Source organism: Mesorhizobium sp. C395A (genome assembly GCF_030323205.1).
In the GTDB taxonomy this organism is placed as follows: Bacteria; Pseudomonadota; Alphaproteobacteria; order Rhizobiales; family Rhizobiaceae; genus Mesorhizobium.
This window is the reverse complement of record NZ_CP100473.1, coordinates 602,042-626,807: the sequence shown is the minus strand read 5'-3', so window position 1 is coordinate 626,807 and position 24,766 is coordinate 602,042. Positions and strand designations below refer to the sequence as shown.

General features: G+C 62.7%; 29 protein-coding genes and 2 pseudogenes. 9 read left to right on the top strand and 22 right to left on the bottom strand.

Features of this window, described 5'->3' with window-relative positions:
- Positions 1-10: 10 nt before the first annotated feature.
- On the bottom strand, positions 11-826 hold the full coding sequence (gene pssA / locus NLY37_RS02980; RefSeq protein WP_023672701.1) for a CDP-diacylglycerol--serine O-phosphatidyltransferase: 816 nt from the start codon (positions 824-826) through the stop codon (positions 11-13).
- Positions 827-829: 3 nt separating this feature from the next.
- Positions 830-1,612, bottom strand: a complete 783-nt coding sequence (locus tag NLY37_RS02975) for a phosphatidylserine decarboxylase (RefSeq protein WP_280790543.1) — start codon at positions 1,610-1,612, stop codon at positions 830-832.
- A gap of 181 nt (positions 1,613-1,793) precedes the next feature.
- Here NLY37_RS02975 and NLY37_RS02970 point away from each other — a divergent pair, with 181 nt between their 5' ends.
- Complete coding sequence (locus NLY37_RS02970) at positions 1,794-2,474, top strand: lysozyme inhibitor LprI family protein (RefSeq protein WP_023743472.1); 681 nt, start codon at positions 1,794-1,796, stop codon at positions 2,472-2,474.
- Between the two features lie 11 nt (positions 2,475-2,485).
- On the opposite strand, the gene NLY37_RS02965 is transcribed toward NLY37_RS02970, so the two are convergent.
- Positions 2,486-3,076, bottom strand: a complete 591-nt coding sequence (locus NLY37_RS02965) for a hypothetical protein (RefSeq protein ID WP_023743471.1) — start codon at positions 3,074-3,076, stop codon at positions 2,486-2,488.
- A gap of 61 nt (positions 3,077-3,137) precedes the next feature.
- Entirely contained in the window at positions 3,138-3,506 is a 369-nt protein-coding gene (locus tag NLY37_RS02960) for a DMP19 family protein (RefSeq protein ID WP_502882119.1), read from the bottom strand.
- Between NLY37_RS02960 and NLY37_RS02955 the strand changes: the two genes are divergently transcribed.
- Both NLY37_RS02955 and NLY37_RS02950 read left to right on the top strand, forming a co-directional pair.
- Positions 3,492-3,821, top strand: coding sequence for a hypothetical protein (locus NLY37_RS02955; protein ID WP_023743469.1), 330 nt, complete (start codon positions 3,492-3,494; stop codon positions 3,819-3,821). The genes NLY37_RS02960 and NLY37_RS02955 overlap by 15 nt on opposite strands.
- Positions 3,822-3,953: 132 nt before the next feature.
- Positions 3,954-4,844: an SMP-30/gluconolactonase/LRE family protein gene (locus tag NLY37_RS02950; RefSeq protein WP_023743468.1), complete on the top strand. Its 891-nt coding sequence runs from the start codon at positions 3,954-3,956 to the stop codon at positions 4,842-4,844.
- On the opposite strand, the gene NLY37_RS02945 is transcribed toward NLY37_RS02950, so the two are convergent.
- From NLY37_RS02945 to NLY37_RS02920, 6 genes are all read right to left on the bottom strand, one after another.
- Entirely contained in the window at positions 4,823-5,158 is a 336-nt protein-coding gene (locus NLY37_RS02945; protein WP_023743467.1) for an antibiotic biosynthesis monooxygenase, read from the bottom strand. The genes NLY37_RS02950 and NLY37_RS02945 overlap by 22 nt on opposite strands.
- Before the next feature lie 282 nt (positions 5,159-5,440).
- On the bottom strand, positions 5,441-7,321 hold the full coding sequence (locus NLY37_RS02940; protein ID WP_023743466.1) for an ABCB family ABC transporter ATP-binding protein/permease: 1,881 nt from the start codon (positions 7,319-7,321) through the stop codon (positions 5,441-5,443).
- 24 nt (positions 7,322-7,345) lie between these two features.
- Positions 7,346-7,681: an ArsR/SmtB family transcription factor gene (locus NLY37_RS02935; protein WP_023672695.1), complete on the bottom strand. Its 336-nt coding sequence runs from the start codon at positions 7,679-7,681 to the stop codon at positions 7,346-7,348.
- Positions 7,682-7,945: 264 nt separating this feature from the next.
- Positions 7,946-8,245 (bottom strand): transposase, encoded by a 300-nt coding sequence (locus NLY37_RS02930; protein WP_245269818.1) that lies wholly within the window; start codon positions 8,243-8,245, stop codon positions 7,946-7,948.
- A complete protein-coding gene (locus NLY37_RS02925; RefSeq protein WP_286443029.1) occupies positions 8,194-9,027 on the bottom strand; it encodes a hypothetical protein in 834 nt (277 codons plus the stop codon). Before NLY37_RS02925 ends, NLY37_RS02930 begins: the two co-directional genes overlap by 52 nt.
- Before the next feature lie 214 nt (positions 9,028-9,241).
- On the bottom strand, positions 9,242-10,948 hold the full coding sequence (locus NLY37_RS02920) for a LysM peptidoglycan-binding domain-containing protein (protein ID WP_286441481.1): 1,707 nt from the start codon (positions 10,946-10,948) through the stop codon (positions 9,242-9,244).
- Positions 10,949-11,072: 124 nt separating this feature from the next.
- Here NLY37_RS02920 and NLY37_RS02915 point away from each other — a divergent pair, with 124 nt between their 5' ends.
- Entirely contained in the window at positions 11,073-11,684 is a 612-nt protein-coding gene (locus NLY37_RS02915) for an LOG family protein (RefSeq protein WP_023742608.1), read from the top strand.
- Between the two features lie 31 nt (positions 11,685-11,715).
- Here the strand turns inward: NLY37_RS02915 and NLY37_RS02910 are convergent, their stop codons facing one another.
- From NLY37_RS02910 to cysS, 9 genes and pseudogenes are all read right to left on the bottom strand, one after another.
- Entirely contained in the window at positions 11,716-12,402 is a 687-nt protein-coding gene (locus NLY37_RS02910) for a glutathione S-transferase family protein (RefSeq protein ID WP_023742609.1), read from the bottom strand.
- An 11-nt stretch (positions 12,403-12,413) separates the two neighbouring features.
- Entirely contained in the window at positions 12,414-13,343 is a 930-nt protein-coding gene (rarD, locus tag NLY37_RS02905) for an EamA family transporter RarD (RefSeq protein WP_023742610.1), read from the bottom strand.
- Between the two features lie 139 nt (positions 13,344-13,482).
- Positions 13,483-15,099 (bottom strand): citramalate synthase, encoded by a 1,617-nt coding sequence (gene cimA, locus NLY37_RS02900; RefSeq protein WP_023742611.1) that lies wholly within the window; start codon positions 15,097-15,099, stop codon positions 13,483-13,485.
- 186 nt (positions 15,100-15,285) lie between these two features.
- Positions 15,286-16,242: a prolyl aminopeptidase gene (gene pip / locus NLY37_RS02895; RefSeq protein ID WP_023742612.1), complete on the bottom strand. Its 957-nt coding sequence runs from the start codon at positions 16,240-16,242 to the stop codon at positions 15,286-15,288.
- Between the two features lie 8 nt (positions 16,243-16,250).
- Positions 16,251-16,728: pseudogene (locus tag NLY37_RS02890) on the bottom strand (GFA family protein).
- Entirely contained in the window at positions 16,725-17,231 is a 507-nt protein-coding gene (locus NLY37_RS02885; RefSeq protein ID WP_023742613.1) for a GFA family protein, read from the bottom strand. Before NLY37_RS02885 ends, NLY37_RS02890 begins: the two are co-directional and overlap by 4 nt.
- Positions 17,232-17,253: 22 nt before the next feature.
- A complete protein-coding gene (locus NLY37_RS02880) occupies positions 17,254-17,640 on the bottom strand; it encodes a VOC family protein (RefSeq protein ID WP_023673572.1) in 387 nt (128 codons plus the stop codon).
- On the bottom strand, positions 17,637-18,041 hold the full coding sequence (locus NLY37_RS02875) for an endonuclease domain-containing protein (protein WP_023742614.1): 405 nt from the start codon (positions 18,039-18,041) through the stop codon (positions 17,637-17,639). The genes NLY37_RS02880 and NLY37_RS02875 overlap by 4 nt, the downstream gene beginning before the upstream one ends.
- A 283-nt stretch (positions 18,042-18,324) precedes the next feature.
- Entirely contained in the window at positions 18,325-19,758 is a 1,434-nt protein-coding gene (gene cysS / locus NLY37_RS02870; RefSeq protein WP_023742615.1) for a cysteine--tRNA ligase, read from the bottom strand.
- Between the two features lie 391 nt (positions 19,759-20,149).
- Here cysS and NLY37_RS02865 point away from each other — a divergent pair, with 391 nt between their 5' ends.
- The gene (locus NLY37_RS02865; RefSeq protein ID WP_023673568.1) at positions 20,150-20,305 is read left to right on the top strand and encodes a hypothetical protein; all 156 of its coding nucleotides are present in this window, start codon (positions 20,150-20,152) and stop codon (positions 20,303-20,305) included.
- Between the two features lie 137 nt (positions 20,306-20,442).
- On the opposite strand, the gene NLY37_RS02860 is transcribed toward NLY37_RS02865, so the two are convergent.
- Positions 20,443-21,201, bottom strand: coding sequence for an SOS response-associated peptidase (locus NLY37_RS02860; protein ID WP_023742616.1), 759 nt, complete (start codon positions 21,199-21,201; stop codon positions 20,443-20,445).
- Between the two features lie 123 nt (positions 21,202-21,324).
- Here NLY37_RS02860 and NLY37_RS02855 point away from each other — a divergent pair, with 123 nt between their 5' ends.
- The 4 genes from NLY37_RS02855 to NLY37_RS02840 all read left to right on the top strand — a co-directional run bounded on the left by NLY37_RS02855 (position 21,325) and on the right by NLY37_RS02840 (position 23,673).
- Complete coding sequence (locus NLY37_RS02855; protein ID WP_031246403.1) at positions 21,325-21,732, top strand: NUDIX hydrolase; 408 nt, start codon at positions 21,325-21,327, stop codon at positions 21,730-21,732.
- A 67-nt stretch (positions 21,733-21,799) separates the two neighbouring features.
- The gene (locus tag NLY37_RS02850; RefSeq protein WP_023742617.1) at positions 21,800-22,177 is read left to right on the top strand and encodes a TIGR02301 family protein; all 378 of its coding nucleotides are present in this window, start codon (positions 21,800-21,802) and stop codon (positions 22,175-22,177) included.
- Between the two features lie 328 nt (positions 22,178-22,505).
- Entirely contained in the window at positions 22,506-22,763 is a 258-nt protein-coding gene (locus NLY37_RS02845; RefSeq protein WP_023673564.1) for a hypothetical protein, read from the top strand.
- A 106-nt stretch (positions 22,764-22,869) separates the two neighbouring features.
- Positions 22,870-23,673, top strand: coding sequence for a hypothetical protein (locus tag NLY37_RS02840; protein WP_023687301.1), 804 nt, complete (start codon positions 22,870-22,872; stop codon positions 23,671-23,673).
- 21 nt (positions 23,674-23,694) lie between these two features.
- Here the strand turns inward: NLY37_RS02840 and NLY37_RS02835 are convergent.
- Positions 23,695-24,422 (bottom strand): annotated as a pseudogene (locus NLY37_RS02835) (nucleotidyl transferase AbiEii/AbiGii toxin family protein).
- Between the two features lie 62 nt (positions 24,423-24,484).
- Positions 24,485-24,712, bottom strand: coding sequence for a hypothetical protein (locus tag NLY37_RS02830; protein WP_027049982.1), 228 nt, complete (start codon positions 24,710-24,712; stop codon positions 24,485-24,487).
- Between the last annotated feature and the right edge of the window lie 54 nt (positions 24,713-24,766).

Below are 24,766 nucleotides of genomic sequence, written 5' to 3'. Positions count from 1 at the left end.
GAGATAACAACTACCCAATATCCGACGGCGGCACTTTTTCGCCCTCGCGCTTGGCGCGCTTCGAATACGCCCGCACGCTGAAAGGCAGGAAGATGAGATAGCCTGCGACAGAGGCGGTCAGCGTGTACCAGGGATAGGTCATCAACAGCAGGACGTAGAGAACGACCGCCAGGATGATCGGCAGCACCTTGTCGCCGGGCACTTTCAGGCTTTTGCCGGAATAGACCGGCAGCCGGCTGACCAGCAGGAAAGCGACCAGCACAGTGAAGCCGGTGGCGACGAATGCCGTCAGGCGGTCCGGCTCGAGACCGAGCCGGAGGAAGGACAGATAGAGCGGCAGCATAACCAGCACGGCGCCGGCCGGCGCCGGCACGCCAACGAAGTATTCGCTCTGCCAGATCGGCCGGTCATGGTCTTCGTCGAGCACGTTGAAGCGCGCCAGCCGCAGGCCACAGGCGATGGTGAACAGAAGGGCTGCGATCCATCCGAAGGAGCCGGCGCGGTCGAGCAGGAAGGCGTAGAGCACCAGTGCCGGCGCGACGCCGAAATTGACGATGTCGGCCAGCGAATCCATCTGCGCGCCGAATTTGGATGTCGCCTTCAACATGCGCGCCAGGCGCCCGTCTATGCCGTCCAGGAAGGCGGCGAGCAGCACCATCACCACGGCCGGCTCGAAACGGCCCTCGAAGCCGAAGCGGATACCGGACAGGCCGGCGCAGATGGCAAGCACGGTGACCAGATTAGGCAGCACCATGCGCATCGGAATTTCGCGGATGCGCGGGCCGCCGCTGCCATGGGCCTCGAACTTTTTGAACGGCGCGCCCACCGCTTACGAAATCCTGACGAGCGGGGTTGCGGCGACGCCGCCGAATTCGGCGAGCACGGTTTCGCCGCCGACCGCCGTCTGGCCGACGGCGACGCGCGGCACCGCGGTCGACGGTAGGAAGACATCGACGCGCGAGCCGAAGCGGATCAGGCCAAAGCGTTCGCCGACGGCAATGGAGCCGCCGGTCTCGGCCCAGCAGACGATGCGGCGCGCCACCAGGCCGGCAATCTGCACGGCGACAACGATGCCGTTGGGACTGTCTATGACCAGCCCGTTGCGCTCGTTCTCCGAGCTTGCCTTGTCGAGTTCGGCGTTCAGGAATTTGCCCGGCCGGTGCTCGATTTTGGTGATGCGGCCGCGCACCGGAGCGCGGTTCACATGGCAGGAAAAGACGTTCATGAACACCGAGATGCGGGTCATCTCGGTGTTGCCGAGGCCAAGCTCGCGCGGCGGCACGGCCGGGCCGACCGCCGAGATGACGCCGTCGGCGGGACTGACCACCAGCCTGTCATCGACCGGGGTGACACGCTCGGGGTCACGGAAGAAATAGACGCACCAGGCGGTCAGGATCAGGCCGATCCAGAACAGCACCGAGGAGAAATAGCCCAGGAACAGCGTGCCCGCACCAAAGGCGGCAATGAACGGATAGCCCTCGCGATGGATCGGAACGAAGGCATTCTTGATCGAATCGACAAGGCTCATCGGATGGGGCTCATGGGATGGGGGCGGTCCCTGTTTCAGGTCCGGCCTCAATACCGGAAAGGCTCCGCTGCCGCAACGCAACATTGGGCAAGGCCGCATCGTCCGCAGCCGGCAGGAACGGTGACGTGCTTGCCTGTCGGCTGCTTTGCCGCCAGAATTCGGGTCAACGCCGGCTGAACGCGCGGCGAAAAGGCCGACTGCCATGGCGCCAAATTCAGGCAAAACGTATCTTGTTGCCATACGATCGTCAGCCGTGGGTGCCGTTTTGACCGTACTTGTGGCAGCGAGCGACCACGCAGTTGCGCAAGGCAAGCCATCCTTCGACTGCGCCAAGGCCGCCAGCGTGGCGGAAAAGGCCATTTGCGCCGATCCGGTCCTGGCGCAAGCCGATGCCGACGTCGCGAAGAATTATACCGCGCTGCTGAAGAGGCTCGATGCTCATGCCGGCAAGGCGCTGCGGGACGACCAAAGCGATTTCATCGCGTATCGCGACCAGATCGCCGGCTTCAACGAAAGTTCGCCCAAGAACCAACAGACTTTCGATCTCGGCGAATTCCTGCGAGACCGCGCAACCTTCCTGTCCGGCATACGCAAGCCCCCCGATGCAGGTTTGATCGGCACATGGAGCAGCGTGCGCGGCAGCGTCGACATCAAGGCTGTTGGCGGAGGCAAGGTCGAAATCTCGGAAGATGTCGTTTCCAATCCAGTCTGGGGAAGTGGGTCATGCGAGATCGACGGCACGGTCGAGGAGCGCAACACTCTGCGGCTGGTCGACCGTGCCGTCGACAACGACAACCCAACCGGTTTTGTCTTTACCTTCCGACGCGACGGCGATGCGCTTGTCGTCGAGCAGAGCGGCGCCGGCAAGGATGGCAAATCGGAGCCCCTGTCATGCGGTGCCAACGGCCATGCCGATGGCACGTTCTTCCTGACGGAGAAAAAGTAGGTTTGCTGTCGCTAACCCGCCGCAGCGGAGCGATCAAAGTGGGCATTGAGCTCGGCCATAGCGGCCTCAGCGAGGCTTTCATCATCCTTGCCGCGCAAGAGCACACCGCCGTTCCGCAACGATTGGAAAAGGAAGACTTGGCCTGATGCCAGCACCACCCAATTCACGATTGCTCCTTCCTCCTTCTGCACCACCGAATTCGCAGAAACGATGGCATCCGTCGGGTCGAAGCCTGCCTTGCGCAGGAGGTCGACGGCGGCGGGAGCATGGTATTGTTCCGCCAGCTCAATGACCGCTGTGATCTCGGGCTCTTCAGCAATGCCAAGCTTGGCGCCAACTTTCGGGGCGTTAGCCGCTAGCGGGCTCTCGCCTGGCGGTATGACAAGCAACTCTTCTGGAGCGATGTACTCGTAGACCGTGACGTGTGTCTCCGTCGCACTGCATAGTCGGGTCTTCTTCGCGCTGGTCTGAAGTTGAAAAACCAGCTGTTTCTCTCCTTCTATGTTCAGCATCCTTGCCATGCCGAACGCGATTTTGATCTCGGGCGGCGCGATCTTGGCGCAGGCAAGGCCGGCCCCGACATCGCGCCAGCTCAAGATCATCTGGCCTGCCAAGTTGCCAACGGACTTATGAAGAAGCCTGCTTCGCGCTTCGGATTGGCCATCACCAGCCGGTGTATGACGTCGTCGTAATCGTCACTATCGACAACTTGCAGATCAGGCCATGACGCGATCCAGCGCGCCAAAAGGTTTTCCATGGGCGCGGCCTCATCCGCAACGTAGAACGCATGATCAAGTGTATCGAGAAAATCATCCCGCCCGCCCTCGAAGCCCGTCTGCTGGGCGGCTTCGTTGGGTGGTCTGCAATCCAGCTGGACATCTTTTCCAAAGTCGCAAGCTGGCCCTTTGCGCCACAAGCAGTGAGTCCAGCTCGTGCGTTGGCAATCATGGCGCCGATTTCCTGCCCGGCATTGTGGATGAATTGACCGTTCTTTACCTCCGAAGAGTACGAGTCGGCATGAAGGACCTGCATCGCCTTGGTGTCGATTTCGGGATAACGATAGAGTCCTTTGGAAACCATCGCTGTGACGAATTGCATGACAGCGAAGACGAGAAAAACGGCTCTTCATCAGGATCCTCGACGTTCGAACGCAGTACGACGACCGGCAACGGCAGGCCGAATTCCAACTGCTTTCCAGAATCTGATGCCGACTTCTCGGGCGTTTTCTTGGATTTGCGGGAAAAGAAACCGAACATCGAAAATACTCTCTTGGTCGCAAAACTTGCGCGAACGGGTTATTTCCGACGCGACAATATCAGCTGCCCTCAAGGATTAAAGGCACTCTGATCCAGAGGCATCCGCACGATGGTTTGCCGAAATTGTCGACGGTGTCGGGGCGCCACAGATTCATACGTCCTTGGCAGGAAAGCGCTTCGCGACAATGCCGAATTGCGGCGAGTCGACAAACCAGGGTCAGAGATGCCATCCTCGAAATCAGTCGCCCTGAACGCCAAGGTCATTACAGAAGGCCTCGCTTTCGGAGAGTCTCCCCGCTGGCACGACGGACGCCTGTGGCTCTGCAACTGGGGAACCGGAGAGATCGTCGCGGTGGATGAGGACGGCGGGAACCAGGTGATGCTCACCGTGCCGGCCATCCTGCCCTATTCGATCGACTGGTTGCCGGATGGCCGATTGCTGATCGTCTCGGGTCGGGATGGCTTGTTGCTGCGGCAGGAGGCGGATGGAACGCTGGCCACCCATGCCGATCTTCGGTCGCTGTCAAACAGCCCGTGGAACGAGATCGTCGTCGACGGGCGCGGCAACATCTATGTCAATGGCGGCGGGTCGGCGCCTGCACCGGGCGAGCATTTCGGGCCCGGCACCATCGTGCTGATCACGCCGGACGGCTCGGTTCGACAAGTGGCCGAGAACATCGCTTTCGCCAACGGCATGGCGGTGACGCCGGACAACAGGACACTGATCGTGGCGGAGTCGCATGCCATCCGGCTGACCGCCTTCGATGTCGCGGAGGATGGCGGGCTTTCCAACCGCCGGGTCTGGGCCGATCTCGATGGCTTCCCCGACGGCATCTGCCTCGATGCCGAAGGGGCTGCCTGGTACGCGGATGTTCCCAACAAGCGCTGCGTGCGGGTGCGCGAAGGTGGCGAGGTGTTGCAGACAGTCGATGCCGATCGCGGCTGCTTTGCCTGCATGCTGGGCGGGCCGGATGGCACGACACTGTTCATCGTCGCCGCCGAATGGCGTGGTTTCGAGAACATGATCAGCGATGCCCGCACCGGCCAGGTGCTGAGCGTCGAGGCGCCAGCACCTGGCACGGGCTGGCCCTCCTACATCTCAGGCAGACGCTGATAGTTGGCGATATCGGCCTTCACACCCAGCCGGGCAATGGTCTCCTGCGGGTTGAAGCCCGCCCGCTCGTGGGCCGCCTTGACGATCGGCACGACATTGTCGACGGCCGCCTGGTTTTCCCATTCGACAATGGTGACCAGGTTGAACTCACCCGGACCCGAAAATTGCTCGAGCACGAAATCCTGGACGAAGCCTTGCTGCAGACGCAGCAATTCATGAGTCGCCCGAACTCTGCTGAGAATTTCTTCACGGGCCTCGGCAGGAACGACGAATTTGTCGACCCTGAACACGGCTGCCTCGGCAAGTTTATCCATTTGAATCTGTCTCCGTTCTTGAACGACTTGGGTTCGGTGGCTCAGGAACGGGTTTGCGATCTCAACTTAGGTTGAGGTCAAGGGGAAATTTTCGGTGGTGATGATGGGACGACGCTGCATATCTCCCCCCTTGAGGGGGAGATGGCCGGCAGGCCAGAGGGGGTCGGTTCGACTGGATGCGCCCCCCTTGCGACCGATGAAGGTTAGCGCTCCACGCGCGGCGACCCCCTGTCGCCTTCGGCGACATCTCCCCCTCAAGGGGGGAGATCGGCGCTCCGCCGCCTAGCTCACCTCCGAAGTCCGCCTGCGCACAACCACACCCAGCTCATCGCTCTCGCGTGCAACTCGAAGCCTCTCTTCGGCTTCTGTCGCTTCGCGCTGGCGGTCCCACATCGACGCGTAGAGGCCATGCTTTTGCATCAGCTCGGCATGGGTGCCGCGCTCGGCGATCTCGCCGTCCTTGAGCACGATGATCTCGTCGGCGGTGATCACCGTCGACAACCTATGCGCAATGACGATGGTGGTGCGGCCCTTGCTGACCAGGTCGAGGGCGGCCTGGATTTCCTGTTCGGTGTGGCTGTCCAGCGCCGAGGTCGCCTCGTCGAGCATCAGGATCGGCGGCGCCTTGAGGATGGTGCGGGCGATCGCCACGCGCTGCTTTTCGCCGCCCGACAGTTTTAGCCCGCGCTCACCAACCATCGAGCGGTAGCCTTCGGGCAGTCGTTCGATGAACGGGCCGATCTGGGCAAGCTCGGCGGCTTTCTGCATGTCTTCCTCGCTGGCGCCGATGCGGCCGTAACGGATGTTATAGGCGATGGTGTCATTGAACAGCACGGTGTCCTGCGGCACCATGCCGATCGCGCCGCGCAGGCTCGCCTGCGTCACATCACGGACATCCTGGCCGTCGATCAGCACCTGACCGCCCTGGACGTCGTAGAAGCGGAACAAGAGCCGCGAAATCGTCGACTTGCCGGCGCCGGACGGACCGACAATGGCCACCGTCTTGCCGGCCGGAACCTCGAAGGAGACGCCCTTCAGAATCTTGCGGCTGGGGTCGTAGGCGAAGTGCACGTCGCGGAACTCGACCTTGCCGGCTGTAACAGCCAGTGGCTTGGCATCGGGCTTGTCGGTGATTTCCTGCGGCACATCGAGCAGGTCGAACATTTGCTCGATGTCGGTCAGCCCCTGGCGGATTTCGCGGTAGATGAAGCCGATGAAATTGAGCGGCACCGCAAGCTGCATCAGCATGGCGTTGATGAAGACGAAATCGCCGACCGTCTGCGTGCCGGCCTGCACCTCCAGCGCCGACATGCACATGACGACGACGGTGCCGAGACCGAAGATGATGCCCTGGCCGAAATTCAGCCAACCGAGCGAGGTCCATATCCTGGTCGCCGCCATTTCATAGCGCGCCATCGAACGGTCGAAGCGCTCAGCCTCCATACCCTCGTTGTTGAAGTATTTGACCGTCTCGTAGTTGAGCAGGGAGTCGATCGCCTTGGTGTTGGCGTCGGTGTCGCTGTCGTTCATGTCGCGGCGGATCGAGATGCGCCAGTCGCTGGCGCGAACCGTGAACCAGACGTAGAGCCACACCGTGGCCGCCACCACGACCACATATTTCCAGCCATAAGTGTAGGCGAAGATACCGGTGGTCAGCGCGAATTCGAGGATGGTCGGCGCCGTGTTCAGCATGATGAAGCGCACGATCGTCTCGATGCCCTTGGTGCCGCGCTCGATGATGCGCGACAGGCCGCCGGTGCGGCGCTCGAGGTGAAAGCGCAGCGACAGCTGGTGCATGTGAACGAAGGTGCGGAACGCGAGCTGGCGCACCGCATATTGGCCAACGCGGGCAAACAGCGCGTCGCGCAGCTGGTTGAAGCCAAGCTGCACCAGCCGCACGACATTGTAGGCGACGACCAGCATCACCGGCGCCAGCAGGAAGGATGGCAGCGGCGGCGGCGATTTGGCGTCACCGGCCAGAGAATCGGTCGCCCATTTGAAGAAGTACGGCCCGGCAACCAGTGTCAGCTTGGCAACGACCAGAAGCAGCGTTGCCCAAGTGACGCGTGCCCTGAGATCGGCGCGGTCGGCCGGCCACATATAGGGCCACAGATTGCGCAAGGTTCTGAAGGTCGAGCTATCGGAAACGGTTTTTTCTGCCACTTGTCTTGCCTTTTGCGTGAGAAATCAGCGGCCGGAGCAGCAGGAATTGACGAGTGCGGTCAGCGATGCGGAAACGTCGGCGAGCGCGGCGCGGTCGAGTTGATAGCGCGAGCGCTGGCGGTCGGGCTCGAAGCGGACCAAGCCTGCTTCGACCAGGATTTTCAGATGCTGGGAGACCGTCGACTGCGCGAGGTCGAGATGGTCGACAACCTCACGGCAGCAGCAGGAGCGGCTGGCCGACAGATGTCTAAGGATCTCGATGCGCGCCGGGTGCGAGAGTGCGGCGAAGCGAGCGGCAACGGCGCGGCTTTGGGGCGGTGCGCAGTTTGCGTGGTCTGGTTCAGCGAGCGAGTCTGCCATCGTTCATCGGCGATAGACGATGAACGGGTGCGTGGCAAGCTAACCCGATGGGTAGAGCGACCTAATCTCCCCCCTCGAGGCATAGGCGCTAAGATAGCTTTGGCATGGACTGAAACTTGCGCTTTCGTGGTGGTTCGCGCCAGCGATATCGCAAGGCATGGAGATTTTGGCGCAGGACCGCCAAGGAAGGTTGAGTAAAGATGGTCGCGATCAGAGAGGCGACGATCTGGCGGGTTGCGCGCCACAGCAGCGGGCGCCCGTCGCTCAAGGGGGAGAGACACCCAACTCCTGCGAGAGGGGTTCGGTCACGAGCGCGATGAGGAAGTGTGCAAGGATCCAAGGCTTTGCGATCCTTGGGTCCTTGGCGGGAGGAGAGCGCAGCCCGATCAGGCTCTTCAGGCGCTTGAAGGCGAGCTCGATGCGCCAGCGCATGCGGTAGAGCTTGAGGACCGTATCGGCGGGAAACTCCTCCCGGTCAAGCGAGGTCACAAGCAGGACGAAGCCGGCCGCAATCAGCGTCTGCGGTTGAACCTTGTTGCCCTTGGCCCTGGCTTCCTTGTTGATTTTGCGCGCGCTTCTTGTGCCGCGGCCTCGGATTTGCGCAAGGCGATCAGGCGCATCTTCACAGGCTCGCCCTTCTTGAGTGCCAGCCGGGCAGGCGTTTCGCAGACTTCCTCCCGGCAGTTCTCCAGGTAGCCGATGAGATCGAACGCCCTGCCGTTGGCGTCGAGCCATCGCGCGTTTTTCCACGACGCGCGCACAACAACATCGCCGCCTTGCGCCATCACCTTGGCGATCCGCTCGGCCTGCAGATAGGCGCGGTCACCGATGCGGATCTCGCCCGGCACCACCGGCACGCGGTCGATCAACTCGGCCTCGCTCTGATCGGTGATCTCGAGGAAGTCGAACTGCTCGCGCTCAAGCTCGAAGGCGCAGTGCATGCGCCAAAGACCATTGTTCTTCTTCTCATACGCACCGGCCTTGGCAACCGCTGTCGCATCGAGGATGCGAACCAGTCGGCCTTTGGCCAAACCTGCATCCTCGCGCTTCAAAAGGTGCCCAATCAACTGCTGCAGCCATGGTCCTGCATTGCGCAGCCGGCCAAGCAACGCCACGTCTGAAATGTCGGCAATCCCGCTCGCCGCCGCCCAGGCCACGACGCCCCGCATGCCAACCTTGCCAAGGCAGTAAGCCAGTGTCAGGCGCAACAGGTCGCTCGCCGACCTGACGCCGCGCGGGCGCAGGAACGCCTTCGTCTCGCGGGCACTTCCTGCGATCAACTCTTCGCCGCCCAGAAGCTCAATCGTCTCGGCCCAGCCGTCATCAACAAGCGATTCGTGTGTCATCGCAGTGTAGAATCACACCCGATTCCGCAGGGCAATACCTATCTTAGCGCCTATGCCCCTCGAGGGGAGATGTCGCCGAAGGCGACAGAGGGGGTCGGTACGTCCTGACGCAACGTCGTTTGCAGCAAAGAGAAGGTCGGCGTTCTATGCGCGGCGACCCCCTCTGGCCTGCCGGCCATCTCCCCCTCAAGGGGGGAGATCAAGCGCTCGGCCGCTACTGCGTCTTCACCGGCGCCGTTGTCACCTGCTCGCCCATCGCCTTGAGGTCGGCGGCTTCGCCTTCCTTGGACTTTTCCGGAACCTTGAACACCTGCCCCGGCCAGATGCGGTCGGGATCGCTGATCTGGTCCTGGTTGGCGAGATAGATGGTCGAGAAGCGCACGCCGTGACCGTAGACGCGCCGTGAGATCCGCCACAGCGTGTCGTGCCTGCGGATGATCACCGCGCCGTCGGCATGTTCAAGCTTTGGCGCCACCGTCTCTGGCACATCGGGCGTTGCCGCCGCGACGACGGCTGGAACCTCAGCGGCAGGCGCTGCCGGTGCCGCAGGTGCCCCGGCAACCGCCGGGGCAGCCGGAGCCAGCGCTTCAGCCGCCGGTGCGGCTGGTGCGGATGCGGCAGCAGCTGGTGCGGGCTTCGCAGGGGCAGCCGCGATAGTGGCTGGCGCCGCAGGCTCCGGAGCGGCCGGTGCTTCGGCAGCAGCCGGTGCGGCCGGCTCAGCAGGCTTTGCTTCGGCGGGCTTGGTCTCGGCGGGCTTGGCCTCCGCGGGCGCCACGGCGGCGATCGCTTCGCCGGGTTCGCGCTCGAACGGCACGGCGGCGCGGGCCACGACCTTCACGCCCTCGGCGTCGAGACCGTCGACATGGATGGTGTAGCTGCCGACCGGGATGTCGCGCGTCGCCTCGACCAGGAAATGACCGTCGGGCGAGGTCACCGCATCACCAAGCAGGATATCGTTGGCATAGGCGCGCACCTTGCGGCCGGCGTCAGCCAGACCGGCGACGAAGATCTTGTTGCCGTCGATCTCGACCGCCTCGACGACGATCTTGGGTGCAGCCACGCCTGCCGCCGGCGGCGCTGCAGGTACTGCTGGCGCTGGAGGGGCAGTTGCGGCTTCCACAGCCGGAGCAGCAGGTGCTGTTTCAGCGGGAGCGGCAGGCGCTGCCGTGGCCACGGCAGGCGCAGCCGTAGCAGGCACCTCAGCGGCCGGGGCAGCGGCCTGATCGCCGGCGGCCGGTGCCGCGGGCTTGGTCTCAGGCGCCGGGACGCTAAGCAGCTCGGCCGGCTTGCCGGGTTCCTCGACCATCGCCAGCACCTGGCCGGCGGCGTCCTTGGGAACCGAAACGACGGCGGTCTGCACGGAAGGGGTAACCACATCGCCGGCCGTCGCGCGCAACGCAATCGTATAGTCGCCGGGCTTCAGTGGATCGTCGAGGACGATGACGAAGGCGCCGTCCGGACCGGCGACCGTCGAGCCGAGCACCGTCGAGCCGTTGAGAATCTCCACCTTCGCATTCGGGGCCGCATTGCCGGCAATGACGATCGAGCCATTGCCTTCGACGCGCACGACGTCGAAGCTCGGCGCAACCGGGCCGGCCGTGGCCGGCGCGGGAGTTGCTGGGGCTGCAGCCGGCGCGGCAGGTGCCGCCGGAGCCGCAGCTTCGGTCGCGGGAGCCGTTGCGTCGGCAGGCGCGGGTGCTGCGGGAGCCTTGGCATCGGTGGGCGCGGCGGGCGCCGGCGGCAGCCTTCCCTCGGTCCCCGGATCGGCCAGCTTTTCAGCCGGCGGCGTCAGCGATGCAATCGCCGCAGGCGGCGTGGGATTCAGATACGGGTCGAGTGCGCCCGATACATAGGCGGTCCCGACGACCGCGACGGTCCCACCGGCCGCGAACAGAAACGCCTTCAAAGGATTAATTGCCATATTTCCCTGCCCCTTAGCCACCTGAAGCCGGTCTAGCGTGTTTTGCCGGCACCGACAAGAAAAAGCCCGGGCTTGTCAGCCTCAGGGGCTTGACCCCGCATTCAGACCCAATCACCAATCACGGATGAACACGATTCGATCCGTCTGCGTCTATTGCGGCTCGTCTCCGGGCCGCGATGAAATCTATGCCAAGGCCGGGCACCTGCTTGGCCGCTCGCTCGCCAAAGCCGGCCTGCGGCTGGTCTATGGCGGCGGCACCAAAGGCATCATGGGCGCCGTAGCCGAAGGCGCGCTCAAGGCCGGCGGCAAGGTAACGGGCATCATTCCACGCTTCCTCATCAACAAGGAGGCGACCGAAACCGCGCTTGACCGGCTCGACGAGTTGCTGATCACCGACAACATGCACGAGCGCAAGCACAAGATGTTTGACAAATCCGACGCCTTTGTGGCGCTGCCCGGCGGCATCGGCACGGTCGAGGAAATCGTCGAGATCATGACCTGGGGCCAGCTCGGCCATCACCGCAAGCCGATCGTCTTCGCCAACGTCAAAGGATTCTGGAATCCGATGCTGGCTCTGCTCGACCACATGTCGGGCGAAGGCTTCATCCACACCGCGCAGCGGGTCAAGCCGCTGGTGGTCGAAGACCCCGAGGCAATCGTCGCCGCCATCATGGTGGCGGGGTCGTCGGTCGATGCGCCGACGGAAGGCGTGCAGTCGGTGATTGATAAGATGTGATAGTGACTAGTGAGAGAGGCCCCGCTGCCCATCACGCCGTAGCGCGAAGATCCTCGACGATGGTACCGGAGGCAGCGACCTCCGCTTCATGGTCCGGCTCCCGCCAGGTCTCGGCGAGACCCGCGGCATACCATTCCTGCATGGCCGGCAGGCCAAGCAATTGCGCGGGATAGGCTGCAGCTGCCCCTTCGAAAGACAATCCATAGGACTGGACGCGGAACGCCACCGGGGCGAAGAAGGCATCGACGGCGGTGAAGTGGCCGCCGGCAAGGAACGGCCCGCCGAACCGGGCAAGGCCATCGTCCCAGAGATCGCCCAAACGGAACAGATCCTGCTTCAGCGCGTCCGACATCGGCAACGGTTTTACCCGCAAGCCGCAATTCATCGGGCATGCGCCGCGCAAGGCCGTGAAACCAGAATGCATTTCGGCGGCGGCCGAGCGCGCCCAGGCTCGCGCCTTGGCCTCGGCAGGCCACACACCGTGGTGGCGCTCGGCGAGATACTCGGCAATAGCCAGCGAATCCCAGACAGCCCAGCCGTCATCCACCAGGCAAGGCACGCGCCCGCTGGGCGAGAACGCCCGGTAGAGATCGAAACTGGGCCCGGTCGGAAACGGCGTCAATTGCTCCTCGAACGGAATGTCGAGGGTGCGCATCAGCACCCATGGCCGCAGCGACCATGACGAATAGTTCTTGTTGGCGATATGCAGCACGTACATCGAAAGGCTCCCTACTTCGGGGCCAACGCCACCGGGCGGATTTCACGGCCACGAAACATCGACCAGGAATACATCGCCAATGCCGCCCAGATCAGCGCGAAGGCAATTGCTTGCGTGGTGCCGAACGGCTCGTCGAAAATCAGCACGGCGATCAGGAACACCATGGTCGGTGCGATGTACTGCATGATGCCGATGGTGGAGAGGCGCAGAAGCTTGGCGCCGAAGGCGAACAGAAGCAGCGGCACCGAGGTGACTGGGCCGCAGCCGATGAGCAAAGCCATATCGGTGCCGTTGCTGGAGATGAAATGGTCCTGGCCGTTGACGACCAGGAAGACGATGTAGGCAAGCGCCGGCACCGAGAGCAAAAGCACTTCGAGCAGAAAGCCCTGGCTCGGGCCGATCGGCAGCGTCTTGCGGAAGAAGCCGTAGGCGGCGAAGGAAAAGGCCAGCGCCAGCGACACCCAGGGCAATTTGCCGGCGTCAACGGTGAGCACGGCAACGGCGATCGCCGCCAGTGCCACGGCCGCGATCTGCAGCCGGTCGAGCTTCTCGCCGAGAAGAGCCGCGCCGACGACGATGCTGACCAGTGGGTTGATGTAATAGCCGAGCGCGGTCTCGACGGTGCGGTCGACCGAGATCGCCCAGACATAGATGGCCCAGTTGACGGAGATCAGGGTCGCCGTCAGCGCCGCCATGGCGATGCTGCGCGGCGAGCGGATCGCCGCCTTGAAATCGGCTGTGCGGCCGGCCCAGACCAGCACTGCAGCAGCAATCGGCACCGACCAGACGATGCGGTGGGCGATCACCTCGATCAGCGGCAGATGCGCAACCGCCTTCATGTAGAAGGGCAACAGGCCCCATAGCAGATAAGCGCCGAGCGCGAGGAGAAAGCCGCTGCGGGCTTTGGAGTCGGCGTCGGGCTGGATCGTGTCGCTGGCCATGGCAAACGCTATGGCCCAGTGGGCCATCCAAAACCATCGCAAAATTATGATGGATCAATGGACTTCCGCTGATGGCTCAAGGGGCGGCGCCAGTTCCTCGCCCCACTTCGGGGGGCGAGGAAACCCACGTCTTGCAACCCTACTCCGCCGCCACCAATCCCGCCATGTCGCGGTTCTTCATCAGCTTGTAGACGATCGAATCCATCAGCGCCTGGAAGGAGGCGTCGATTATGTTTTCCGACACGCCGACCGTCCACCAGCGTGCGCCGGTGCCGTCATGCGATTCGATCAGGACGCGAGTGATCGCCTCGGTGCCGCCATTGAGGATACGCACCTTGAAATCGGCGAGCTCCATGTCGGCGATCTCGCTCTGGAATTTGCCGAGGTCCTTGCGCAACGCGATGTCGAGCGCGTTGACCGGGCCGTGGCCTTCGGCCACCGACATCTTCTCCTCGCCCTCGACCATCACCTTGACGATGGCTTCGGAGACCGTCTTCAACTGGCCGTTGGCATCGAAGCGGCGCTCGACCATGCAGCGGAACGAAGTGACGTTGAAGAACTCCGGCAGGCCGTGCAGCATTTTGCGCGCCAACAGCTCGAAGGAGGCATCGGCGCCCTCATAGGCGTAGCCCTCGGCCTCGCGCTCCTTGACCACCGAGATCAGCGCATCGAGACGATGGTCGTCTCTGGGCACATCGATGCCGCGCCGCTTCAGCTCGGCGAGGAAATTGGCCTTGCCGCCCTGGTCCGAAACCATAACGCGGCGGCGGTTGCCTACCGCCTCGGGCGGCACATGTTCATAGGTCGCCGGCTCCTTGGCCAGTGCGGAGGCATGGATGCCGGCCTTGGTGGCGAAGGCCGAGGCGCCGACATAGGGCGCCTGCGCTTCCGGAGCGCGGTTCAGCAATTCGTCGAAGGCGCGGGAAAGCCGTGAAATACCGGTCAACGCTTCAACCGAGATGCCAGTTTCGAAGCGATTGGCGAAGGCCGGCTTCAGCGCCAGCGTCGGTACGATCGAGACCAGATTGGCGTTGCCGCAGCGCTCGCCGATGCCGTTCAGCGTGCCTTGGATCTGGCGCACGCCGGCCTCGACGGCGGCGAGCGAATTGGCCACCGCCTGGCCGGTGTCGTCATGGGCATGGATGCCGAGATGGCCGCCCGGAATGCCTGAAACAATGACCTTGTCGACGATGGCGCGCACTTCCGAGGGCTGCGTGCCACCATTGGTGTCGCACAACACCACCCAGCGCGCGCCGGCATCATAGGCGGTCCTGGCGCAGGCCAGCGCATAGTCGGGATTGGCCTTGAAGCCGTCGAAGAAATGCTCGCAATCGACCATCGCTTCCTTGCCGGCGGCAACAGCTGCTTCGACCGACGCGTTGATCGAGTCGAGGTTTTCCTCATTGGTGCAGCCGAGCGCGACGCGGACATGATAGTCCCAGCTCTTGGCGACGAAGCAGATGGCGTCGGACTTGGACTGCACGAGCGCTGCCAGGCCCGGGTCGTTGGACGCCGACACGCCTGCCCGCTTGGTCATGCCGAAGGCGACGAACTTTGCCTTCGCCGTTCGCTTCTGCTGGAAGAAGGCGGTGTCGGTCGGATTGGCGCCGGGATAGCCGCCTTCGACATAGTCCATGCCGAACTCATCGAGCAGCTTGGCAATCGCGATCTTGTCCTCGACGGAAAAGTCGATGCCCGGCGTCTGCTGGCCATCGCGGAGGGTTGTGTCGAAGAGATAGAGGCGTTGCTTTGTCATTGTTCTGTTGGCGCGCGAGCACCCCCCTCTGGCCTGCCGGCCATCTCCCCTCAAGGGGGGAGATCGGCAGCTTTAGCGTCGGATCTTTTCCCGCAGCGACGGAGATTTGCGAAAGGCCCGATGACAGGCAATCTCCCCCCTTGAGGAGGAGATGTCCGGCAGGACAGAGGGGGGTGCCGCGCGCTGTCATTTCCCCGCAAACCCATCCGTCGCGCGTATCAGCCGATCCAGAATCCCCGGCTCCGAATAGGCATGGCCGGCGCCTTCGATGAGGTGGAAATCCGCCTTCGGCCAGGCCTTGTGCAGGGCCCAGGCATAGCGCGCCGGGCACGGCATGTCGTAGCGGCCGTGGACGATTGTGCCGGGAATATCCGCGAGCTTATGCGCATCGCGGAGAAGCTGCCCCTCCTCCAGCCAGCCGGCGTGGACGAAATAGTGGTTCTCGATGCGGGCAAAGGCGATGGCGAAGTCGTCCTCGCCGAACTTGTCGCTGGTCTCCGGCTCCGGTAGCAGCGTGATCGTCTCACCTTCCCACAGGCTCCAGGCAAGCGCGGCTTCCATCTGCGCATTGCGGTCGGAGCCAACAAGCCGTTTGCGGTAGGCGGCCATCATGTCGCCGCGCTCGGCTTCAGGGATCGGCGCCTGGAAACGCTCCCATTTGTCGGGGAACATTTCGGAGACGCCGAACTGATAGTACCATTCGAGTTCGGCGCGGGTCAGCGTGTAGATACCGCGCACGACAAGCTCGCTGACGCGATTAGGATGCTTCTCGGCATAGGCCAGCGCCAGCGTCGAGCCCCACGAGCCGCCGAACACCAGCCATTTTTCGAAGCCGCACATCTCACGCAGCCGCTCGATGTCGGCAACCAGGTGCCAGGTGGTGTTGGCCTCGAGCGAGGCGTTGGGTGTCGATTTCCCGCAGCCGCGCTGGTCGAACAGGATGACGTCGTAAAGCTTCGGGTCGAACAATTGCCGATGTTTTGGCGAGAAGCCGCCGCCAGGACCGCCATGCAGGAACACGGCCGGCTTGGCGCCCCTGGTTCCGGAGCGCTCCCAATAGATATGATGGCCGTCGCCGACATCGAGCATGCCGGACTCGAAGGGCTCGATCTCGGGATAAAGAGTACGAAGTTCACTGTTCATTTCATTGCTCATATCTTCAGGCCGTGCGCGGGCCAGTCCGTGGTTTCGTGGTCGGGATGCTGGAACGAGATGATCTGCTCCCTGGCGGGAGTAGAAATCCGGATCCTGATGCACGGGCTGGTCAAAGATCGTTTCCACCCAAGGCAATCGGACCGCGTAGTTGACCTGGATCTGCGGCGCCAGATCGGAGCGGTCGTCGAAGGCGCCGATGGCGATCTCCAGTGCGCCAGGTTGGCGATAGGTCAGCGGTGTACCGCAGCGGGCACAGAAGCCGCGATCGATGTTGACCGACGACTGGAAGTAGGTCGGCTCCTCGCGCACCCATTCGACGCCATCCTTGGGCACTGTCACCAGGGCGCCAAAAAAAGACCCGAACTGTTTCTGGCACATGCGGCAATGGCAGATGGACGCCCGGCCAAGCTTGCCCTTGATGCGGAAACGCACGGCGCCGCACTGGCAGCCGCCGGTTCGAACTTCATCGGTCATGATTTTCCCTCTGGCGGCCGGTGTTCGGTGTCCCATTGGTCGGTGTCATGGTCGGGATGCTGGTAGGAGACGAGATCGGCCAGATACGGAGCCGACGACATGTCGGCCATAGTGTCCTCGCCCGGCAATTGCGGAAGGGTGTCGACATAGGGAAGTTTTGCCTCCATGCCCCACTGGATCAGCGGCACGATTTCGGCCGGATCGTCGAAGGCGCCAATGGCGAGACCAACGCCATCGGGCGCGGTAAAGGTCAGCGGCGTGCCGCAATTGGCGCAAAAGCCACGATCGACATGGCTGGACGAGGCGAAATATTTCGGTTCGCCGCGCGTCCAGTCGAGTTTGGCGCCACGCACCGAGACCAGGGGCGCGTAAAATGAGCCGAACGCCTTCTGGCACATGCGGCAATGGCAGATTGAGGCGTCACCCAGCGCACCCTCGACGCGAAAGCGCACCGCGCCGCACTGGCAGCCGCCGGTGTAGATCGGCCGGTTGTCGAGGCTCATGGCGTTTCACTCCGTTTCATAGTCATTCGGGCGCATGGCAGACGGCCTCGACATTGTTGCCGTCGGGATCCAAGACGAAGGCGCCGTAATAGTCCGGGTGATAGTGCGGGCGCAGCCCCGGCCCGCCATTGTCCTTGCCGCCGGCGGCGAGCGCCGCGGCATGGAAGGCGTCGACCTCGGCGCGGCTGCGCGCGGTGAAGGCGACGTGCTGATGGGTCCTCGGCTTGTCATCGCTGGCCTGCAGCCAGAACACCGGCCGGTCGCGGCCATAACCGCCGACCTTGGCGCCGCCGGTATATTCCAGTGGCACCATGTAGATCAGCGAGGCGCCAAGCGGCGCTATCGCCTGGTCATAAAAGGCTTTCGACGCGTCGAAGTCGGCGACATTGATGCCGAGATGGTCGATCATGCAACAAGCTCCTCCCTTGCTGGCGCCGGCACGTCGGCGCCGGCCAAGCCGGCCCCGATGACGATGTGCTGGCAGGCATTGTCGATATCGCGGATGACGTCGTCGTTCCAGAAGCGCAGGATGGTCCAGCCACTGGCACTCAATTGAGCGCTGCGTGCCTTGTCGCGTTCTGCATCTTCTACGTCGGCATGCTGACTGCCATCAACCTCGACTACGAGGTGGTGGGCCGAACAGGCGAAGTCGACAATGTAGGGTCCAATCGGTACCTGTCGGCGAAAGCTCATCCCCATCAGCCGGTGAGCCCGCAACTCATTCCACAGTTTCAGCTCGGCATCGGTCATGACGCGACGCATGGACTTTGCATTCTTGCGCTGACGCGATGGAACGAGGTCGTGACCCATGCTCAGGCCACTCCGCGCTGGCGATTAGCGAAAACCGAGGCGAGGGCTGATCTCCCCCCTTGCGGGGGAGATGTCCGGCAGGACAGAGGGGAGTGCTGTCCCGCCAGCGTCTCAACCGGCAGCCATTGCGTTCTCAGAAAGTGACCGAAATGAAAGTGGGCAAGAAGGAACGCTGGCGTTCCTTTACACCCCCCTCTGTCCTGCCGGACATCTCCCCCGCAAGGGGGGAGATTGGCTGTCGCTCCGGCCTTCGCCAATCTTACAACGGTGTCTCGCGCCACCCTCACCGCTTCACCTCCCACGTCGTCACGCGTTCGTTGGTAACAGGATCCTTGCCGTCTTTCAGCTGCACGCCTTGCTCCAGAAGCTCGTCGCGGATGCGGTCAGCTTCGGCCCAGTTTTTGGCGGCGATGAACTCCAGGCGCTGCGCGATCGACTTGGCAACGCTGTCCTCATCCACGGCGGCCGCGCCGATATCGAAGCCGAGGAACAACAGCGATGCCTTCAGCGATGCGGCCGCTTCGTTGCCCTCCGCGGCCTCACCGGCAAGCTGCGTGAGTTGCTGGAAGGCGGCGTAGGTGGCGAGGTCGTCCGACAGTGCCGCCACAATCTCCGCCGGGACTTGCCCTGCCGACGGCGCCAGGTCAGCCGCGCGTTTCCATTTGCGCAGCGTGTTCTCGGCTTCCTCCAGCTTGCGCACGGAGAAATCGATCGGCTCGCGGTAATGCGTCATCAGCATCGCCAGACGCAGCACCTCGCCCGGCCATTTGCGGCCGCCGAAGGTCTCGGTCTCCAGCAGTTCGGCGATCGCGTAGAAATTGCCGACGCTCTTCGACATTTTCTGGCCCTCGACCTGCAGGAAGCCGTTGTGCATCCAGACATTGGCCATGACGTCGGTGCCGTGCGCGCAACGCGACTGGGCGATCTCGTTCTCATGGTGCGGGAAGATCAAATCGAGGCCGCCGCCATGGATGTCGAAGACATCGCCGAGATAGGCGGCCGACATGGCCGAGCATTCGATGTGCCAGCCCGGCCGGCCCCTGCCCCATGGGCTGTCCCAGCCGGGCTCTTCCGGTGACGACAATTTCCACAGCACGAAATCGCCCGGGTTCTTCTTGTGAGCGTCGACGGCAATTCGCGCACCGGCCTGCTGTTCGTCGAGATTGCGCTTCGACAGCTCGCCATAATCCGGCATCGAGGCGGTGTCGAACAGCACTTCGCCGGCGGCGACATAGGCGTGGCCGCGTTCGATCAAACGTTCGATGAGGGTGATCATGTCAACCTTGCCGTCGGCGCGGCGCGCGACGAACTCGGTGGCGCGTGGCTCGACCGTCGGCGGCAAGCAGCCGAGTGCGGCGACATCCTTGTGGTACTGGTCGGCGGTTTTTTCGGTGACGCGGCGGATCGCCTCGTTGAGCGTCAGGCTTCCCGACGCGATCTCGGCGCCGAAATCGCGCAGCGCGCGGGCGTTTATCTTGTCGTCGACATCCGTGATGTTGCGCACATACGTGACACCAGCCTCGCCGTAGAGGTGACGCAGCAAACGGAACAGCACGTCGAAGACGATCGCCGGACGCGCATTGCCGATATGGGCAAAGTCGTAGACGGTTGGGCCGCAGACATACATGCGCACATTCGACGGGTCGATCGGGACGAACACGTCCTTCGTCCGCGTTAGCGTGTTGTAGAGGCTGAGACCCTTCGATGCGTCAGACATGCGTGCCCTTCCGGCCCGTTAAGTTCTGGAGAGAGCCTTACCTGTGCCAAGGCACAAATCGGGCTCCAGCCTGCTGGCCGGGGCGTTTGTCCACTCTGGGGAAAGATGAGGCGAAAACGTCCGGACCAGCGCGAAGCTAGCCAATAATGCAAATGCCACAAATGGCGAAAAACGTTTTCATCGGCGGCTTTATCGCCTTGGCCGGTGTTGCCGTCAAGTCGCAACTTCCGGCAAAAGCGTCGCTGGATCATAGGTCAGGAGCCGCTGAAACATTTTATTAAACATGTCGGCACAGTCATGAAACATTCGCCGGCTAGTCCACCATAGGTCACGATTCGGTCAGATTCGGCCGGCAAACGCAGACACGGAAATGTTACCAGGGAAGAGATCGATGTCACGAACCAAGCAGGAATCGAGCCGCGCCAAGCAACCGGCGCTCGCCAACCACTACCGTGCGATCGGCCCGGCCGCGATCGTCGCCGCCCTTCTCCATACCGCGAAGAATAAAAAGCCGGCGCCGAAAATCACTTCGCCCCGCGCTGCCTGAACAGGCATCGTGCCGGCCGCCGAAAGGCGTGCGCCGGAACGGAAGGCTGAGGCGCCCATAGCGCGCCTGAAAACAACAGCTCTTCCTATTGAGCAGGTTCTTCCCGAAGACCGGACCTGGCTTCTTGGGAGCGCGCTCTAAAACAGCGTCATGTGACTGTCGTCCGCGCCGGGCTTCTGGCGCCTGACCTTGTCGGGCTCGACGATGCCCATGTCCTGTATCTCCGGCCCGGTGTTGGCGACCTTGTTGACGAGGTCGGAGACCGGAATTGCCTCGAAGAAATCGGGCAGCGCGGGTTTGAGCAGGTCGGCCACATCGCGCGGTTCGAGCGTGCGGCAGTCCAGCCAGCGGGCAAAATCTTCAGGCGCGATCACCACCGGCATCCGGTCATGGATATGGGCGATGCCGGCATTGGCGTTGATGGTAAGAATGGCGCCGGTGTCCATTTCCGAACCGCCCGGCTCGGCATAGGTTTCAATCAGCCCGGCAAAGGCGATCAACCCGCCATGCCTCGGCCGTATCCAGTAGGGCTGGCCCTTCTTGCCGCTGCCGGATTGCTGCCACTCATAGAAGCCGGAGGCCGGCACCAAGGCACGGCGATGGCGCATGGCGGCTTTGAACGAGGCTTTTTCAATAGCGCCTTCCGAACGCGCGTTGATGAGCAGCGGAAATTCCCTGGTGTCCTTGACCCAGGTTGGGATCAGCCCCCAGCGTACCAGCATCGCCTGGCGATCCGGGAAATTCGAGCCCGGCATGCGCGGCGGCCCCGACAGCGCCATTAGCACCGGCTGCGTCGGCGCGATGTTGTAGCGGGCCGGAAAATCGTCCAGCTCCGCCAGGCCGAGCAAGGCGGCGGTCTGGTCCGGCGTGGCCGTCAGGGCAAAGCGTCCGCACATTGGCAAGCTCGATGAATTGATCCGATCGCGAACGTGGAGATGGAACCGGCGCTGCGTAACCGCTAAAGCTGCTCGCTGCCAGCCGGTCCACAGGGTGGGCCTCACATAAGCGAATCGATATCGATGAACGAGCAGCGCAAGACACTTCCCGCAGTCTCGGTCGCCGTCGTGCGCGGCAGGACGGTGCTGCTGGTCAAACGGGCGCGGCCGCCGTCGCAGGGGCTTTATGCCTTTCCCGGCGGCAAGGTCGAGCCCGGCGAGACGCTGCAAGAAGCAGCAGTGCGCGAATTGCTGGAGGAAACCGGGCTGCGGGCGCAGGACTATTGTCCGCTTCGCGACATCCACATCGACGGCAGCGGCGAGAATCACCCGGTCGACTATCTGCTGACCGTGTTCGGCGCCGTTTATGCCGGCGGCGAAGCGACGGCCAGCGACGATGCCGAGACCGCCGCCTTCTATAGTCTTGATGAAATGGCGACGCTGCCGCTCGCGGGTGACGTCATGGAGGTGGCTGAAGAGCTTTTGGCCTGAAGCAGGCCCATATCTGCCGCTCCGAGAATCGCCTTGCAGGCGACAAAATGTTTCGTCAGATAGACTTATGACCCGCACCTCGCTGTTCCTTGCCGCATGCATCGCCACCGCCACGGCTTTTGCCGTGCAGCCGGGGCTGGCCGCCGAGTCGCCGTTCGAGCCCGGGCTGATGCGACTGGCCGAGGTGCTGGGGTCGCTGCATTTCCTGCGCAATCTGTGCGGCGAAAAGGGCGACCAGTGGCGCACCGAGATGGAAAAGCTGATCGATTCGGAAAATCCCGATCCGGAGCGGCGTGCCCGCTTCATCGCCAGCTTCAACCGCGGTTACCGTTCCTTCGGCGGCACCTATACCCAATGCACGCCGTCAGCGACCGAAGCCATCAGCCGCTACATGAAGGAAGGCGAGACGCTGTCGCGCGACATCGCCTCGCGTTACGGCAACTGACGAGCGCCAGACGGCGTTTAGCCAACGCCTTTTCGAGCACCCGCCTTGTATCCACGGCACGTTGATGCAATCTTGGTGTTGCACTTGCGCAACAGTATTAACGAAACGTTAGCGCGCGAATGCGGAATTAACTCAAACTGAAGGTTTTCATCCCGCTCACCGGTCTAATCGGCTAAGTTTGAATCGGACCGAACGCAGGCGACGAAGTTTGTAAAGACGATCAAAGAAATGTCGTATTTACAGATACTTACTTAGCCTGCGTGAGATAGGGGCAGCCCAAGCCGGATCCGACCCGTCGGACCGCCGCTTGAAAAGGTGGACATCGCAAATGGAACATGGCGTCAACGACATCGACGCGCTTGTCAGGGAAGAAAAGCGCCTGACCGCGGTGGAAAGCCATAGCGAGGCCTGGGCGGAAGGCCTGTCGGCCGGCATAGAACCTGAAATCATCGCCGAGGCAGCGCTTGAAACCGCGTTCGGCGAGATGCTGCGAGCCAATGGCGAGACCTCGGCCCTTGCCCTGCTCGACCGCATGCGTGAAAAGGTGATCGCCGGCGCCTTCGAGCCGGAGCGGTTTCGGCACTAGGCGGCGCGCGTCTCAGAGGGTGCATCGCCAGCTTACCGGTTCTTTGACGACGGCGCGCCGTTTGGGCATCATGCCTGAAGAGCCTAGGCCCAAGGAGAGGCAAGCGGTGAATTTTTCGATGTCAGGCCGGCCTCGCGGCGTGGTCCTCAGCATCTGGCTTGCCGCTTCCTGCGCCGCGGTTCCGCTGGCGCTTGTCCTGACCAGCAACCCTGCCTATGCGCTGAGCGAGATCAAGCGCGAGGAGCTTCCAGCTCCTGCCGGGCCACCAGCCAATGGTGAGACGGCGCCGTCTGAAAATTCAGTGCCAATGCCCGATCTGCCCGGCACGGCGCCACCGGCCGCCAGCCAGCCGAAATCGCCCACGGAGCCCGAACAAAGCCAACCGGAAGCCCCCGCCAACGATGGCGGCGTGGCCAACCCGCGTGCCGATCCAGAAGCGCCGGTGCCCGAAGTCGTCTATGACCTTTCCAAATTGCCCGAGCCCGTCAGGCGCATGCGCGATCTGATGGTCGAGGCCTGCGTAAGCGGCGACATCGAGAAGCTGCGGCCGCTGATCGGCAAGGGCGACACCATGACCCAATTGTCGCTGGGCGAAATCGAGGGCGACCCGATCGCCTTCCTGAAAGGGCTATCGGGCGACAAGGAAGGTCAGGAAATCCTCGCTATCCTGGAAGAGGTGCTCAATGCCGGCTATGTCCATGTAGACGTCGGCACACCGCAGGAACTCTATGTCTGGCCATATTTCTTCGCCCTGCCGCTGGACAAGCTCAACGCCAGGCAGCGGGTCGAACTGTTCAAGATCGTCACCGCCGGCGACTATGACGACATGAAGCAGTTCGGCGCCTACATCTTCTACCGCGTCGGCATCACGCCGGCCGGGCAGTGGACATTCTTCGTCGCCGGGGATTGAACGGCGATTCCCCTGGGATGGCTACTGGCTAGGGCTAGAAAGCTCGAGGCCTGTGTCAGGCCATATGCGGATACCTTCATTTCGAAGGGCCGAAATCGCTTCGACCGCCGCGTTGGGATCCATTTGCAGCACCTCGGCGGCATGCCGCAATTCTTCCTTGTCCCGCAGCCTGTTTACCACCCAAGCCACCTTGCGCTCGATATCCACGCCATAGGCCGCCTTCGCCTTGCCAACAGCGTCGCTCGGGATTTCCTTATAGATGCCAACCAGCGCTCCAAGTCGATGGCATCGCGATATGCAATTGCACGGTCCTGACATCGATCCGCGTTCGCCAGCAACTTCTCGGCAAACATATCCGCCGGGACCAGGGCGGATACATTCAGATCGTCGTCGAAATGGCCTCGCAGTTTTATGCGGCCTTCGCGGATGACTTCAAACTTGATCGTTTGGCCTTTCAACCGCACGATCGTCCGCAAGCCATATTGATCGATCTGGAAGTCCCGAACAGCCTCGACCGGCTCAGGAAAGAATGCTCTGACGCCACGTTCGGCTGCGGAGGTCCGCAATTCGCGATAGCCATCACTGTCGGCACACAGGAAGTCCACATCCAGTGAGCGGCGATATTCCCCGAATTTCATAACGATCGCAGTGCCACCGCCGAACCAGCACTGGTTTGCGGTCAGGAAATGGCGATCCATCAATCCGAGCGCTTCGGCAATGATCTGGTGCTCGGGCCTCTTGAATTCCATCATGACGCTCGCGGTGTGTCCTGTTGATATTCCGGCTGCGAGGAACGATCAGGTGAGGGAAATCAGCCGGCGGTCAAGAGCACGCCGTGACCGAATTTGTCTGCCAAACTTTGGATAAGCATCTTCTCACGCACAGTAAGACGCTTTTGATCGACAAACCGCCAATTACGCTCATACAGCGCAAATGCCTCTTCGGCCGGAATCGGGCGTGCCGCATCGCGGTTCCAGGCGAGCGCCTGGAGCTCCGGAAACTCCGCAGGGACAATCATGGGCGCGATATCTGCGTTCATAATGCCCTTAACGTAGTGGATGGCGCTTAAAAAATCCAACGCAGCAAGAAACCG